Source organism: Lysobacter sp. ISL-50 (assembly GCF_018612875.1).
Classification (GTDB): Bacteria; Pseudomonadota; Gammaproteobacteria; order Xanthomonadales; family Xanthomonadaceae; genus Lysobacter.
The window spans coordinates 1-13,995 of sequence record NZ_JAGGRI010000028.1 but is presented as its reverse complement, the minus strand read 5'-3'; the positions used below and the strand labels follow the sequence as shown (position 1 = coordinate 13,995).

The window sequence follows — 13,995 nt, the reverse complement described above, 5'->3', positions numbered from 1 at the left end:
CATGAGCAGTCTGGATTTCGATCGTTACTACATCGCCGCGATCTGCCGCGAGGAAGCCGAGGCCTTGCGCGGCGTGATCGTCGAACGCGTCGCCGCCAGCGCGGTGCCGGCCGGCCTGCATCCGGCGTTGATCGACGGCGCCGGCGAGTACCTGTTGCAACGGCTGTGCTGGATGTTCCAGAAAGTGTTCGTGTTCGAGCTCAATCGCTATGCCGGCGCCGCGCCCGGGCCGCAGGCCAAGCCGGCCACCGCGGTCGGCGATCCGGTGTTCGTCGCCTTCGTCCAGGCCATCGCCGAGGGCGAGCGCGCGCGCGATCTGCGCCAGCGCTACGCCGTCCTGTATCAACGCGCGCAGCGCTTCTGCGATGGTTTCGTCGAATTCCTTCGCGATCACCTGAGCCATCTGGCGGCCGATGCGCAGGCGTTGCAGGCGTTCGGCCTGCGGCCCGATCTGGCGCCGCTGCGCGTCGAGTTCGGCCAGGGTGATCCGCATCGCGGCGCGCGGGCGACCATCCGTTACCGCTTCGACGCCTTCGATCTGTACTACAAACCGCGCGGACTGGGCCTGGATTTGCTGTACGCGCGCCTGCAGCGCATGGCCGATGCCGATATCGCCGTGCTGCAATCGATCGATCGCGAACACTACGGCTGGCAGCTCGGCGTGCGCGGCGGCGGCGCGCAGGGCGAGCCGGCGGCCACGCGCTTCTATCGTTCGCTCGGCACCTGCACCGCGGTGGCGCACCTGCTGTGCGGCACCGACATCCACTTCGAGAACATCGTCACCGATGCGCAGGGCCGGCCGTTCTTCGTCGATGTCGAGGCCTTGTTCACCAACACCGCGCGCATCGACCGGCAGGCGGCCTCGGCGGTGACGATCATGGACGCCGAGCACGAGCTGGACCGGCGCCTGGGCGAATCGGTGCTCGGCGTCGGCGTGGTGTCGTTGCGGCGCACGCGCGAGGGCGTGTTCTCCGGCGCGGCGCAGGGCGACCGCGTGGCCGCGCCGGTGTCGCGCGAGGTCGCGGTGGACGCCAAGACCGCGAGCATGCGCCTGTCGCGGGTGCACGATGCGATCCGCATCGACAGCCCGGTGCCGCGTGTGGACGGCGAACCGGCGGCGTTCGCGGCCTACTTCGATGCGTTCGCAGAAGGTTACCGCTCCGCTGCTGCGGCGTTGACGGCGCAGGCGCGGGAGGTCGCCGCGCTGCTGGATGATGCCGCCTCGCTGCGTTCGCGGCAGATCATGCGCCACACCTATCTGTACGGGCTGTTCCTGGCCGAAACCACCCATCCGGCCCTGGCCGAACCGGCCGCGACCGATGCGCTGCTGCTCAAGTTGCGCCGCGAGGAAGCGAGCAAGCCGTTCCTGCGCCATCTCTACGACAGCGAGCGCCTGCAGCTACTGCAGTTCGACATTCCCTATTTCGAAGCGCGGCTGGACGGTTGCGATCTGCACAGTCCGTCCGGCACGATCAATGGTTTCTTCCAGCGCTCGGCCCTGCAACTGGTGCGCGAGCGCCTGGATCGTTTCGCCGATGCTTCGTGGATCACGCGGCAACTGAGCTACGTCGCGGTGGCGCTGGGATGCCACGGTGGCGCCGGCTGCGCCGGGCATGCGCACGGCGATCTCGCCGCATCGGTGGCCGCGGCGCTGGACGAGGGCTCGGTGAGCGGCGAGGGCGACGGCAGCGTGCTGTGGACGTACAGCCCTCCGGCCGGCACGCCCGGCGGCGATTTCGCGATCATGCCGATGGGACCGGACCTGTACACCGGACTCGGTGGCATCCTCGCCTTCCTGTCGCGCCGGCATCCGCCAAGCGCCGATGCCGGCGTGGACGCCTTGACCGAACGCCTGATCGCGACCGGCCGGCGCATCCTGGTCGAGCGCAGCGCGATGCTCGGCAGCGGCGCGTATTCGGGCATGGAAGGATTGATCCTGGTCTTGGCCGAAGCCGCGGTCGAACGCGGCGACGAGGAACTGCGGCGGTTGTCGATCGAAGCCTTCCTGGCGCGCGAGCCGCAATGGAGCGCGGATCGCTTCGACATCATCGACGGCGCCGCGGGCATCGCCTTGGTCGCGCTGGCCTTGCATCGTCTCGATGGCGACACGCGCCTGCTGGCCGTCGCGCGGCGTCTCGGCGAACGTCTGATCGCCGCGTCGCGGCCCGGCGACGACGGCCCGGAGTGGTGGCTGCACGGCGTCGATCGTTGCGTGACCGGCTTCGCCCACGGCGGCAGCGGCATCGCCTTCGCCTTGATGCAACTGGCGCAAGCGCTCGGCGACACCGCCATGAACGAACTGGCCTTGCACGCGCTGCGCCGCGAAGACCGATTGTTCGACGCCGATATCGGCTTGTGGCCGGACACGCGCGAGGCGCAGCCGCAGTACTCGCTGGGCTGGTGCAACGGCGCCGCCGGTTTCCTGCTCGCGCGCGCGCAGGCCTGGGACGCGCTGGAGCCGTGGCAGCGCGACTGCGTGCGCGCCGCGTTCGCGCGCAGCGTGGAATGGTTCGGACGGCTGAAGGACGATTCGCTGTGTCACGGCAGCGCCGGCGTGCATCTGGCGCTGGCCAAGGTCGCCGCCGCGCTGGGCTTCGATTTCGACATGGATGCGCCCGCGTTCGCCGTCGATGAATATCGGGCGGGCTGGACGCACGACGGCGGCAATCTGGGCTTGATGGTCGGTCTGGCCGGCGCGGGCCTGGCGCATTTGCCGGCGCGGCCGGCCGCTGGCGGCGCATCGCGAGGGTTCTGTCCGCTGACGCTGAGTTAGCGTCGGCGGCTCGCGGCGCGATCGAATCATCGTGACCGATAGGGGAGGGTCCGGCCGTCGCGATCCGCGCGATCGTGGCGGCCGGGTCGTCATAAGCGGGAGCCCGCACAAATCGATGGCGTTTGGCAAGGGCTGCGAAATTCGCCGCCCGCGGACGCCTTTGCAGGCCGGTTTCGCCTGACGAACCCGTCGCAAGCCGGCCGCCGCCGCAGGCACGATAGCCCGCGCCCGCAAGGGTTTGCGCGACTGTGAAGCAGCTGAATCAGCTTAGATTCGTGAATGTCCAGCCGCCGCCGAGCCCGCCGCGATGCCCGGCAAGCGGCAGGCGGCGGCCGCACGTGTAAAATGGCGATCTTTTAGCCAGTAGTAATGATGCAAGCACCTCGACGGGCCACGGTTCGCGGCCCGACGTTCATCCGCACGCTCGCTCGCCTGACGGCCGCAGACCTGCCCCAGCCCACGCGATCGTTGTCGGATCAGCTGAGTCACTGGATCGATTGGACTCATGCCGTTGCGCTGTCCACCGTGCTGGACAGGCCGGCGGCGGCACTCGACGACGAAGGCATCGACAGCGCCGCGGAAGCGGACGAATGCGCGCGCGTGCGCGCTGCGCTGACCGGCGCGATCGTCGGCGATGCGGCGTTCGCCGCGCCGCCGCGCGCGCCGGCTTCCTCGACAACCGACGCCGACGACGGCCTGGATTACGCGTTCTTTCGCCAGCGCTATCTGTTCCTGCAACAGACGATGGAAGCCGGCGTCGGCCGCTTGCGCGAGCGCCTGCGGCAGAAGCTGAGCGCGCAGTCGGCCGATCTGGCCCGCCTCGCCGCCGTGGACGCGGTGATGGAACGGGCGCTGAGCCGGCGCGAGCGCAGCCTGCTGTCGGTGGCGCCGGTGCTGCTCGCGGAACGCTTCGAATTCTTGCGTCAGAGCGCGCGCGACGGCAGCGACGACGCGCGCGTGCCGGGCGAGGCGCCGGCCGCGGCCGGCGACGCCTGGCCGGATGTGTTTCGCAAGGACATGCAAGACGTATTGCTCGCCGAACTGGATGTTCGCCTTCAACCGGCGCAGGGCCTGCTTGCCGCCCTCGCCACCAATCCACATGGATAACATGTTCAGAAATCTGCTTTATCCCGCGGTCTTTGTCGTAGGTTTGATCGCCGTGTGCTGGGTCGGCGCGGGTTATGTCGGCACCAACACGCTGGCGCTGTCGGTCGCGCTGTTGATCGGCGCCTGTTATTGCGCGGGCGGGCTCGAACTGCATCGCTATCGGCAGGCCACCGCCACGCTGGAACGCGCGCTGGCCGGGTTGTCGGCGCCGCCGGCGGATCTGAGCGAGTGGCTCGGCCGCCTGCATCCCTCGCTGCGCAATGCCGCGCGCCTGCGCATCGAAGGCGAGCGCGTGGCGCTGCCGGCGCCGGCGTTGACGCCGTATCTGGTCGGCCTGCTGGTGCTGCTGGGCATGCTCGGCACCCTGTTGGGCATGATGACCACGCTGCGCGGCACCGGGCTGGCGCTGGAAAGCGCCGCCGACCTGCAGGCGATCCGCGAATCCATCGCCGCGCCGGTGGCCGGACTCGGCTTCGCCTTCGGCACGTCCATCGCTGGCGTCGCCGCCTCGGCGATGCTCGGCCTGCTGTCGGCGCTGAGCCGGCGCGAACGCGGGCAGGCGGCGCAACGGCTGGATGTCGCCATCGCGACCACGCTGCGCGCTCACTCGCAGACGCATCGGCGCGAAGAAGCCTTCAAGCTGTTGCAACGGCAGGCCGACATGATGCCGGCGCTGGTCGATCGGCTGCAGGAGATGACCGCGGCGATGGAGCGCCAGAACCTGCTCGCGCACGAGCGGCAGACGGCGCGCCAGGACGCATTCCACGACAAGACCGAAGCGGTGTTCGCCCAGTTGGCCGCGTCGGTGCAGCGATCGTTGCAGGACAGCATCGGCGAAAGCGCGCGCGTGGCCGGCGCGGCGTTGCAGCCGATCATGCAGACCACGATGGCGGCGATCGCGGACGAAACGCGTTCGCTGCAGGCCACGGTCAGCGGCGCGGTGCAGCAACAGATGGACGGCCTGTCGGCCGGTTTCGCCACCACCACCACCCGCGTCGCCGAAATCTGGAGCGAGGCGCTGGTCGATCAGCGCCGCTGCAACGAAGCGCTGGCGCAGGACCTGGGCAAGACCCTGGACGGATTCACCGCGCGCTTCGATCAAGGCGCCGCCGGTTTGCTGGACACGGTGTCGGCGCGTTTCGACACCACCGCCGGCCATGCGGTGGAGGCGTGGGATAGCGCGCTGTCGCGACAGTTGAGCGCGCACCAGGACATGGCGGCGGAGAATCAGCAGGCGCAGCTGGCGGCGGCGCAGGCGTGGAACGAGGCGCTGTCGCAGCAACTGAGCGCCAACGAAGCCATGGCCGCGCGCAATCAACAGGCGCTGGCCGCGGCGGCGGCGACATTCGAATCCCATGCCGCCTCGCTCATCCGCACGTCCGAGCAATCGCATGCGCAGTTGCAGGCGACGCTGGAATCGCGCGACGAACAACGCCTGGCCGCGTGGACCGGCGCCTTCGATTCGATGGCGGCGAGCCTGGGCGAGCGCTGGGAGCACAGCGGCGAGCAGGCCGCGCAGACCCAGCGCGAGATCTGCGACACGCTCGCGCGCACCGCGCAGGAAATCACCGCGCAGTCGCAGGCGCAGGCCCAGGACACGATCGCGGAGATTTCGCGCCTGCTGGACGCGGCTTCGCAAGCGCCCAAGGCCGCGGCCGAAGTCGTCGCCGAACTGCGCCAGAAGCTGTCCGACAGCATGGTCCGCGACACCGCCATGCTGGACGAACGCAACCGCCTGCTGGCGACGCTGGAAACCCTGCTCGGCGCGGTCAATCACGCCTCCACCGAACAGCGCGTCGCGGTCGATGCGCTGGTCGTCACCTCGGCCGATCTGCTCGATCGCGTCGGCACCCGCTTCACCGATCACATCGAGGCCGAGACCGGCAAGCTCGGCACCGCCGCCGCGCAGATCAGCGTCGGCGCGATCGAGGTGGCCAGCCTCAGCGATGCCTTCGCCGCGGCCGTGCAACAGTTCGGCGAGTCGAACGAATTGCTGACCGCGCGCCTGCAAGGGGTCGAGACCGCGCTGGACAAGTCGCTCGCGCGCAGCGACGAGCAACTGGCGTACTACGTGGCGCAGGCGAAGGAAGTCATCGACCTGAGCATGCTCTCGCAGAAGCAGATCATTCAGGACATCCAGCAGTTGGCGCAGCCGCCGGCCGCGGCCGGAGCGCAGGCGGCATGAGCATGGACATCGACGGCGACGCCGAGTCGGCGACACCGGTGTGGGCCGCCTTCGGCGACCTGATGTCGGTGCTGCTGGGCGTGTTCGTGCTGATCCTGGTCGGCGTGCTCGGTGTGCAGATGCAGTTGTCGAATCGGCTCGACCAGGAGGTCAAGCAGCGCCGCCTCGAAGCGCAGCGGCGCAAGTCGCTGGAGCAGGCGCTGGCGGTGCCGCTGGCGAGCGGACGGGTGACCCTGGTCGACGGCCGTATCGGCATTCGCGGCAGCGTGTTGTTCGCGTTGAACTCCGATCAGCTGCAGCCCGAAGGCCGCGAGCTGCTCAAGAGCCTGGCCGGGCCGCTGTCGGATTATCTGCAGGCGCGCGATGAAATCCTGATGGTCAGCGGCTTCACCGACGATCGCCAGGTGCGCGACGGCAATTCGCAATTCGCCGACAACTGGGAGTTGTCGGCGCGGCGCGCCCTGACCGTGACCCGCGCCCTGGTCGCCGCGGGCGTGCATTCCTCGTCGGTGTTCGCGGCCGCATTCGGCTCCGAGCAGCCGGTGAGTTCCAACGCCGACGAAGAAGGCCGGGCGCGCAACCGGCGCGTGGAAATCGCGCCGATCCCGAAGCCGTCCAAGTCGGGATGATGCGTCGTGAGCCGTAATCCGACCCTGGCGCGCAAACGCGTCCAGCCCGATGCACGGGCGCAGATCGATGCCTGGCGCGAGCAGGGCGCCGATCGCCTGGACCGCGTGCGTTTTCATCGTATCGACGCGCTGGAGCGCCGCGCCGCCGGCCGTGACGGCGAAGCGCGGCGGCTTGCGGATGCGCGTTTGGCGCAGCTGATCCAGGCGTATGCCGGCGATCTCAAGCGCGCTGCGCGGAAAAACACGGCGGCGGGCGATGCCCGCGGCAGCGCGATGGGCGGGCTGATCGATTACCTCGCGCAGCAGACGGCGGCGCGCGACAGCGCCTTCGGCGTGGGCGAGGGTGTGGCGTTTCCGCAGCTTGCCGCGCTGGAAGATTTTCGCGCCGTTTGGTCGCGGCTCCGCGCCGAAAGTCAGTTGCGGCAATCCCTGCGGCAGGCGCCCGGCGATGCCGGCCCGCTCAACTCCGGCCGGCTCGTGCATCGCTCGCTCACCCTGATGCGCGAGCTGTCGCCCGGCTATCTGCAGCAGTTCCTGGCCTATGTCGATGCCTTGACCTGGATCGAACAGATGAGCGGCGACGGTGTCATGGAACTCGACGATGCGCTGCGCACCGGCAGCGTCGCCAAGCGCGGCCGCGACAAGCCGCGCAAGCGCCGCGAATAAGCCTCACGCGCCGAGCAGGCGCCGCCGGAGTTTCGGCGCCGCCAGCAGCACGAGCGATACGAATAAGGTCAGCACGCACATCGTCATGACCGCGGCGAACAGATAGTAGATTCCGTCGAAGGTCCCGCCGCCGGCCAGCAACTGCAGCGCGAACGTGCCGGCGAGCCCCAGCGCGAATCCCACCGCCGGGATCAGCAGCGCCTTCGCCCCGCTTTTCCAGATCAAGCCCGCGAACGCCGAGCCCACCACCAGCGCCGGGACGATCGACACGACGGTCAGGCCCAGGCCGGTCGCGCCGGCGAGCCAACATGCGATCGCGGCCATCGCCAGCGCCGCTACCGCCGCAATCCATTTGTGCGCCATGTCCGTTCCTTGATCGAGAGTGTGCGTGCGTGGCCATCTTAGCGAACCGGCGCGACCGTGGCCTTCACCGGCGGCAAGCCGCACGCGTAAGCTGCGCGGGCGTTCCGCTTCGGTCGTATGGAGGACTATGTGAAAGCCGGTATCGTCGTTTCAGTCATCGCGAGCCTGTTGGTCGGCTGCGCGACCGCGCCGGGGGCGAAGAGCGGCTCGCTCGGATCGCGCCTGGTGGGCACTTGGCAAGTCATGGAGCTGGTGGACACCGATCGCGCCGGCAAGGCCGTGCGTCCTTATGGCGAACATCCGCTCGGCTACATCGTCTACGACGCCACCGGGCATCTGCACGTGCAAGTCATGCGCACGCCGGCGACGCCGCCGTTCGCCGACGGCGATCAGAAGGGCAGCGATCGCGAAGTGCGCGGCGCTTACGACGGTTACATCGCCTACTTCGGCACGTACCGCGTCGATGAAGCGCGGGGCCAGGTGATCCATCAGGTGCAGGGCAGCCTGATGCCGAGCTACACCGGTACCGACCAGCCGCGGCCGATCAAGCTGATCGGCGATGAGCTGATCATCGAAGGCGATACCGACGACGGTCATTTCTACCGGCGGCTGCGACGGGTGAAATAAGCGATCGCCGGCGGCCGTTCGCGCCGTCAGGCCCCGCTTCAGCCCCCATTTCCGCGGTTCCGTCGCATCCGCATTGACCGGCCCTGGCGTACAGCGCAGTTTGGCGCGAATCGAAACCTGCGAGCCCGGGATGATCGTCATGACGCGTATGACACTCGCCGCAACGGCATTGCTGCTGGCGCTCGCGGGCGCGGCGCCGGCGTTCGCGGCCGAAGCCGCCGCCGCGCCGGCCTGCGAAATCGGCAGCTATCGCCTGGCCGACGGCAGCGCGCTCGACGTCGGTCCGGGCGCGCCGGGGCAACTGCGCTGGCGGCGCACCGACGGGCTTACCGGCGCGTTGACTCGCGCGGGCAAGGACCGCTGGACCAGCACCTACGGCTGGACCGAGCGTCCCGACGGACACGCGCTGACGATCATCGACTGCGGCCGCGGCGGCATTCGCTTCGACGATACTGCCGGCCGGCGCGAAGCCCTGATCCAGCGCGATACGCGCTTCGAAAGCAACGGCGTCGAATTGGCCGGGCGCTTGACCCTGCCGCCGGGCCGGGCGCGGGTGCCGATCGTGGTGTTGATCCACGGCGCCGAGCATTCCTCCGCGCTGGAGGACTATTCGCTGCAGCGTCAGTTCGCCAGCGCCGGCATCGGCGTGTTCGCCTACGACAAACGCGGCACCGGCGTATCGGGCGGCCGCTATACCCAGAACTATCTGCTGCTGGCGACCGACGCGGTCCAGGCCGCGCGCGAGGCCCGCCGCCTCGCCGGCACGCGGGCCGGACGCATGGGCTACCAGGGCGGCAGCCAGGGCGGGTGGGTCGCGCCGCTGGCCGCGCGCATCGAACCGGTGGACTTCGTCATCGTCAGTTTCGGCCTGGCGGTGTCGCCGCGCGAGGAAGACCGCGAGGCCATCGCCGCGGACCTGGCGCGCGCCGGCTTCGGCGGCGCGGAGACGGCGAAAGCGCTAGAAGTCGCCGATGCGACCGCGGCCATCGTCGAAAGCGATTTTCGCGAAGGCTTCGAACGGCTCGACGAGGTCAAGCGCAAGTACGCCGCGCAGCCGTGGTTTTCCGCGATTCGCGGCAACTACAGCGGCTTCATGCTGGGCGTCTCGGCGCAGGACCTGCGCACGCAGGCGCCGGCGCTGGTGGCGGGCATCGAGGTGCGATACGACCCGATGCCGGTGTTGAACAATCTGGCGGTGCCGCAGCTGTGGCTGCTGGGCGGCCAGGATCGCGACGCGCCGCCGGGCGAAACCGTGCGCCGCCTGGATGCGCTGAAACAGTCCGGCCGGCCCATCGACTACGTCGTTTTCCCCGATGCCGACCATGGCCTGTACGAGTTCGAGACGCGCAAGGACGGCGAGCGCATATCGACCCGGCAACCGCGGGACTACTTCCCGCGGATGCGCGACTTCATCCTGGGCAAGTCCGCGGCGAAGTGAGCGGGACGGCGCGCGCCGTGCATCGACAGTCTGCACGCCCTGCATCCGCCGACACTGCATCGACGCTCCCACGGGTTTAAGCTCGCCGCAGCGACTTGACCAATCGAGGAGACCGCCATGCACCATTCCCGTCTTTGCGCGCTGTTGATCGACTGCCAGACCTCCGACATCGACCAGGCCGCCCGGTTCTGGGCCGATGCGCTCGGCCGCCCGATGGATTTCGACCACCCCGGCACGCGCGGCAACTACCGCATGCTGGAAACGCAGGAGGACGAGCCGATCGTGCAGATCCAGCGCGTCGAGCACGAGAGCCGGGTCCACATCGATATCGAGACCGACGATATCCCCGCCGAAGTCGCGCGCCTGGAAGCGCTGGGCGCGACCGTGGTCGATCGCCTGGAACGATGGGTGGTGATGCAGGCGCCGACCGGCCAGCGGTTCTGCGTGGTGCGGGTTCAGCGTCCCGGCTTTCCCAAGAACGCCACTTGCTGGGATTGAGCGGAACTTGCGGCAGCGCTTGCGCCGCGCGACGACTCCCCACCTCGGTGGACCCGACGTCAGACTCCGAAGCGAGGCCGCAGATGTACGCAAAAGCCATCACCCCCATCCTGAACGTCTCCGACATCCAGCGTAGCTTCGATTGGTTCGGAAAACTCGGCTGGAAGAAATGCTGGGACTGGGGCACGCCGCCCACGTTCGGCAGCGTCGGCTCGGGCGAGTGCGAAATCTTTTTGTGCGTGAACGGGCAGGGCGGTCGCGGCGACGGCGAGAGTCGGCCGAGCTTCGGCCCCGATGCGAACGCGGCCGCGGAGACGGGCGTGTGGATGTCGATCTGGGTGGACGATGTCGATGTCGTCCATCGGCGCTGTATCGAGCAGGGCATCGAAGTCTGCTGGGGACCGGAGAACATGCCGTGGGACGTGCGCGAGATGCATGTCCGTCATCCCGACGGACATGTGTTCCGCATCGGTCGCGGCATCGACCACTCCTAGGCCGGCGCCGCGCCCGGCGAGCGCCCGGGCCTTGCGACGCCGGGCGCTTTGCCCGTCGCGGTCGCCGTCAGAACGCCGGCAACACCGCGCCGCGATACTTCTTGGTGATGAAGTCCTTGACCTGCGGGCTGGTCAGCGCCGCCGCCAGCTTCAGCACGCGCGGGTCCTTGAGGTTGTCCGGACGGCCGACCAGGAAGTTCACGTATGGCGAATCGCTGCCTTCGATCGCCAGCGCGTCCTTGGTCGGGTCCAGGCCGGCGTCGAGCGCGTAGTTGGTGTTGATCAGGGCCAGATCGACCTGATCGAGCACGCGCGGCAGCATCGCCGAATCGAGTTCGCGGAACTTGAGCTGCTTCGGGTTCGAGGTGATATCGCGCAGCGTCGCCAGCGAATCGGTCGGGTCGCGCAACTGGATCACGCCGGCCTTGTGCAGCAGGATCAGCGCGCGGCTGTTGTTGCTCGGATCGTTGGGAATGGCGACGTCGGCGCCCGCCGGCACATCCTTCAGCGACTTGAACTTGCGCGAGTACGCGCCGAACGGCTCGATGTGCACGCCGACGATGGTGGTCAGCTGGGTGCCGCGGCTCTTGTTGTAGGCGTTGAGGTAGGGCTCGGTCTCGAAGTAGCTCACGTCGATGAGCTTCTGCGCGACCTGATCGTTGGGCTGCACGTAGTCGTTGAACACGCGCACGTCCAGTTCCACCCCTTCCTTGGCCAGCAGCGGCTTGACCACTTCCAGAATCTCCGCATGCGGCACCGCGGTGGCGGCGACGGTGAGCTTCTTCGATGCGGTGTCGGACGCGCCGCAGCCGCTGAGTCCGGCGACGGCCAGCAGCAACGGCAGAAGGACTTTTTTCATCGGGTGATCCTCATTTCGAATATGGAAGGCGCCGGCTCAGCGTCGGCTGAAGCGCGCGACCAAGCGGTCGCCCAGAGTCTGCAACGCCTGCACCAGCAGCAGCAAAAGCAGCACCGTCACGAACGCCACGTCGGTGTGCGAGCGCAGATAGCCGTCGCGGTAGGCCAGATCGCCGAGACCGCCCGAGCCGATCGCGCCGCCCATGGCGGTGTAGCCGATCAGGGCGACGGTGGTGACGGTGGCGCCGGCGATCAGGCCCGGCAGCGCCTCGGGCAGCAGCGCGCGCAGCACGATCTGGCGCGTGGTCGCGCCCATCGCCTGGCAGGCTTCGATGATGCCGCGATCGACTTCGCGCAGCGCGGTCTCGACCAGGCGCGCGTAGAACGGCGCCGCGCCGATGACCAGCGGCAGGATCGCGCCGCGCACGCCGAGCGAGGTGCCCATGATCGACAGCGTCAGCGGAATCATCACGATCATCAGGATGATGAAGGGCACCGAGCGCAGGATGTTGATCACCAGCGACAGCGCGGCGTACAGGCGCGGCTGCGCGCGCAACTGCCGCGGCGCGGTCAGGAACAGCGCGATGCCCAGCGGCAGTCCGATCAGCAAGGTCAGCGGCAGCGCGCCGGCCAGCATCAGCAGGGTGTCGAGCGTGGCCTGGCCGATCTCGGTCCATTTGCCCGCGTCCAGGTGGGCGAACCAGCCTGCGTTGACGGTCATCGCGCGATCTCCTCGACATGCACGCCGGCCGCGCCCAGGGCCGCGATCGCGGCATCGCTGTCGCCTCCGACCAGGGCGATGGTGAGCTGGCCGTAAGGCAGGTCTTTGATCCGGTCGATGCGGCCGGCGAGGATGTTGTAGTCCACGCCGGTCTCGCGCGCGATGCGCCCGAGCAGCGGCTCGTAGGTGTGCTGGCCGAGGAAGGTCAGCCGCAGCAGGCGGCCGGAGACCGCGGCGAAATCGCTGTGCAGGGCGCCTTCGTTGACGTGCTCGGCTTCGGAGACGAAGCGGCGCGTGGTGGCATGGCGCGGGTGCAGGAACACGTCCGCGACCTGGCCGCTTTCGACCAGATGGCCGGCGTCGAGCACGGCCACGCGGTCGCAGACGCGGCGGATGACTTCCATCTCGTGGGTGATCAGCACCACGGTCAGGCCCAACTCGCGGTTGATCTGCGCCAGCAGCGCCAGCACCGAGGCGGTGGTCTGTGGATCGAGCGCGCTGGTGGCTTCGTCGCACAGCAGGATGCGCGGCCGGCAGGCCAGGGCGCGGGCGATGCCGACTCTCTGCTTCTGCCCGCCGGACAGCTGCGCGGGGTATTTGTTCGCGTGTTCGTTCAGGCCCACGCGCGCCAGCAGTTCGGCGACGCGGCTGGCGATCTCGGCCTGCGGCGTGCCGGCCAGTTCGAGCGGAAACGCCACGTTGGCCGCGACCGTGCGCGAGGACAGCAGATTGAAATGCTGGAAGATCATGCCGATGCGCCGGCGCAGCGCGCGCAGCCCGGCGGCGTCGAGCGTGCCGGGGTCTTCGCCATCGACCAGCACGCGCCCGCCGCTGGGGCGTTCCAGGCCGTTGATCAGGCGGATCAGGGTGGATTTGCCGGCGCCGGAGTGACCGATGATGCCGAACACTTCGCCTTCGACGATCTGCAGGTCGAGCGGTTGCAAGGCCGCGACCTCGCGGCCGCCGACGCGGAACGATTTGTGGACCTGCTGGAATTCGATCATGGACCGTCGCGAAGGCAGTGCGGTGCGTGGAAGGACAGCGCCGTGCAGGCGGTGGCGCGACGTCGGTCCGGGGCGGAGTGTTGCGCCGCCAGCCTAGCATTCGGCGCAATCGGGGGCGGACGGCATTGTAAGGCGGGGCGCCGGGGCGGGTGTTGCGGGCCGGTTATTTGCTTAGAACCGCTGGCGATGCCGTCTAAGTGACGGAAGCGCGGAGTTAGCCCCTCTCCCGCCTGCGGGAGAGGGGTTGGGGTGAGGGCGCGCGAGTAGCGGTGAGGCTTCGAGCAAGAGCATTCGCGCCTATGGCGCTCATCCCCTCACCCCGGCCCTCTCCCGCAAGCGGGAGAGGGAGAGGAGCGATTTTGTCAGCTCGTGCCGCCTCGCCGTCCGGCGGTCGCATGAGTCCCACCACTGTGCGCAATCCGCTCTCACGCAGTAGCCTGTCGCGATGGACTCTCTGAAGCGCCGAGTTGGCCCCTCTCCCGCCTGCGGGAGAGGGAGAGGAGCGATTTTGTCAGCTCGTGCCGCCTCGCCGTCCGGTGGTCGCATGAGCCTCGTCACTGTGCGCAATCCGCTCTCACGCAGTAGCCTGTCGCGATGGACTCTCTGAAGCGCGGAGTTGGCCCCTCTCCCGC

At 68.8% G+C, this 13,995-nt stretch carries 13 protein-coding genes; 9 read left to right on the top strand and 4 right to left on the bottom strand.

Annotated features, from left to right (window positions below; translation table 11 throughout):
- Window position 1 precedes the first annotated feature (1 nt).
- The 5 genes from lanM (at window position 2) to J7J50_RS16855 (ending at window position 7,360) form a co-directional block, all read left to right on the top strand.
- Window positions 2-2,773: a type 2 lanthipeptide synthetase LanM gene (gene lanM / locus J7J50_RS16875; protein WP_215060785.1), complete on the top strand. Its 2,772-nt coding sequence runs from the start codon at window positions 2-4 to the stop codon at window positions 2,771-2,773.
- Window positions 2,774-3,142: 369 nt separating this feature from the next.
- Window positions 3,143-3,880 carry a DUF3348 domain-containing protein gene (locus tag J7J50_RS16870; RefSeq protein WP_215060783.1) on the top strand — a complete coding sequence of 246 codons (738 nt, stop codon included), beginning with the start codon at window positions 3,143-3,145 and terminating at the stop codon, window positions 3,878-3,880.
- Window position 3,881: 1 nt separating this feature from the next.
- A complete protein-coding gene (locus J7J50_RS16865) occupies window positions 3,882-6,065 on the top strand; it encodes a DUF802 domain-containing protein (protein ID WP_215060781.1) in 2,184 nt (727 codons plus the stop codon).
- Window positions 6,062-6,694, top strand: coding sequence for an OmpA family protein (locus tag J7J50_RS16860; RefSeq protein ID WP_215060779.1), 633 nt, complete (start codon window positions 6,062-6,064; stop codon window positions 6,692-6,694). Before J7J50_RS16865 ends, J7J50_RS16860 begins: the two co-directional genes overlap by 4 nt.
- Before the next feature lie 6 nt (window positions 6,695-6,700).
- Entirely contained in the window at window positions 6,701-7,360 is a 660-nt protein-coding gene (locus tag J7J50_RS16855; protein ID WP_215060777.1) for a DUF2894 domain-containing protein, read from the top strand.
- A 3-nt stretch (window positions 7,361-7,363) separates the two neighbouring features.
- Here J7J50_RS16855 and J7J50_RS16850 read toward each other — a convergent pair whose 3' ends face one another.
- Window positions 7,364-7,684, bottom strand: a complete 321-nt coding sequence (locus tag J7J50_RS16850; RefSeq protein ID WP_215060775.1) for a hypothetical protein — start codon at window positions 7,682-7,684, stop codon at window positions 7,364-7,366.
- Between the two features lie 168 nt (window positions 7,685-7,852).
- On the opposite strand from J7J50_RS16850, the gene J7J50_RS16845 reads away from it, so the two are divergent.
- From J7J50_RS16845 to J7J50_RS16830, 4 genes are all read left to right on the top strand, one after another.
- Window positions 7,853-8,350: a lipocalin-like domain-containing protein gene (locus J7J50_RS16845; protein ID WP_215060773.1), complete on the top strand. Its 498-nt coding sequence runs from the start codon at window positions 7,853-7,855 to the stop codon at window positions 8,348-8,350.
- A 139-nt stretch (window positions 8,351-8,489) separates the two neighbouring features.
- Complete coding sequence (locus J7J50_RS16840; RefSeq protein WP_215060770.1) at window positions 8,490-9,788, top strand: alpha/beta fold hydrolase; 1,299 nt, start codon at window positions 8,490-8,492, stop codon at window positions 9,786-9,788.
- Window positions 9,789-9,905: 117 nt separating this feature from the next.
- Entirely contained in the window at window positions 9,906-10,286 is a 381-nt protein-coding gene (locus J7J50_RS16835) for a VOC family protein (RefSeq protein WP_215060768.1), read from the top strand.
- Window positions 10,274-10,780 carry a bleomycin resistance family protein gene (locus J7J50_RS16830; RefSeq protein ID WP_215060766.1) on the top strand — a complete coding sequence of 169 codons (507 nt, stop codon included), beginning with the start codon at window positions 10,274-10,276 and terminating at the stop codon, window positions 10,778-10,780. Before J7J50_RS16835 ends, J7J50_RS16830 begins: the two co-directional genes overlap by 13 nt.
- 67 nt (window positions 10,781-10,847) lie before the next feature.
- On the opposite strand, the gene J7J50_RS16825 is transcribed toward J7J50_RS16830, so the two are convergent.
- From J7J50_RS16825 to J7J50_RS16815, 3 genes are read right to left on the bottom strand one after another with little or no spacing between them, the layout of a single operon-like run.
- On the bottom strand, window positions 10,848-11,639 hold the full coding sequence (locus J7J50_RS16825; protein WP_215060764.1) for a MetQ/NlpA family ABC transporter substrate-binding protein: 792 nt from the start codon (window positions 11,637-11,639) through the stop codon (window positions 10,848-10,850).
- A 36-nt stretch (window positions 11,640-11,675) separates the two neighbouring features.
- Complete coding sequence (locus J7J50_RS16820; protein WP_215060761.1) at window positions 11,676-12,359, bottom strand: methionine ABC transporter permease; 684 nt, start codon at window positions 12,357-12,359, stop codon at window positions 11,676-11,678.
- A complete protein-coding gene (locus J7J50_RS16815) occupies window positions 12,356-13,363 on the bottom strand; it encodes a methionine ABC transporter ATP-binding protein (RefSeq protein WP_215060759.1) in 1,008 nt (335 codons plus the stop codon). The genes J7J50_RS16820 and J7J50_RS16815 overlap by 4 nt, the downstream gene beginning before the upstream one ends.
- Window positions 13,364-13,995 lie beyond the last annotated feature (632 nt).

What these genes read in the sequence shown, in the direction of transcription:
- J7J50_RS16835 (WP_215060768.1), top strand. Translation starts at nt 9,906, where the DNA reads ATGCACCATTCCCGTCTTTGCGCGCTGTTGATCGACTGCCAGACCTCC.
- J7J50_RS16840 (WP_215060770.1), top strand. Translation starts at nt 8,490, where the DNA reads ATGACGCGTATGACACTCGCCGCAACGGCATTGCTGCTGGCGCTCGCG.
- J7J50_RS16865 (WP_215060781.1), top strand. Translation starts at nt 3,882, where the DNA reads ATGTTCAGAAATCTGCTTTATCCCGCGGTCTTTGTCGTAGGTTTGATC.
- J7J50_RS16820 (WP_215060761.1), bottom strand. Translation starts at nt 12,359, where the DNA reads ATGACCGTCAACGCAGGCTGGTTCGCCCACCTGGACGCGGGCAAATGG.
- J7J50_RS16850 (WP_215060775.1), bottom strand. Translation starts at nt 7,684, where the DNA reads ATGGCCGCGATCGCATGTTGGCTCGCCGGCGCGACCGGCCTGGGCCTG.
- lanM (WP_215060785.1), top strand. Translation starts at nt 2, where the DNA reads ATGAGCAGTCTGGATTTCGATCGTTACTACATCGCCGCGATCTGCCGC.
- J7J50_RS16870 (WP_215060783.1), top strand. Translation starts at nt 3,143, where the DNA reads ATGATGCAAGCACCTCGACGGGCCACGGTTCGCGGCCCGACGTTCATC.
- J7J50_RS16815 (WP_215060759.1), bottom strand. Translation starts at nt 13,363, where the DNA reads ATGATCGAATTCCAGCAGGTCCACAAATCGTTCCGCGTCGGCGGCCGC.
- J7J50_RS16825 (WP_215060764.1), bottom strand. Translation starts at nt 11,639, where the DNA reads ATGAAAAAAGTCCTTCTGCCGTTGCTGCTGGCCGTCGCCGGACTCAGC.
- J7J50_RS16860 (WP_215060779.1), top strand. Translation starts at nt 6,062, where the DNA reads ATGAGCATGGACATCGACGGCGACGCCGAGTCGGCGACACCGGTGTGG.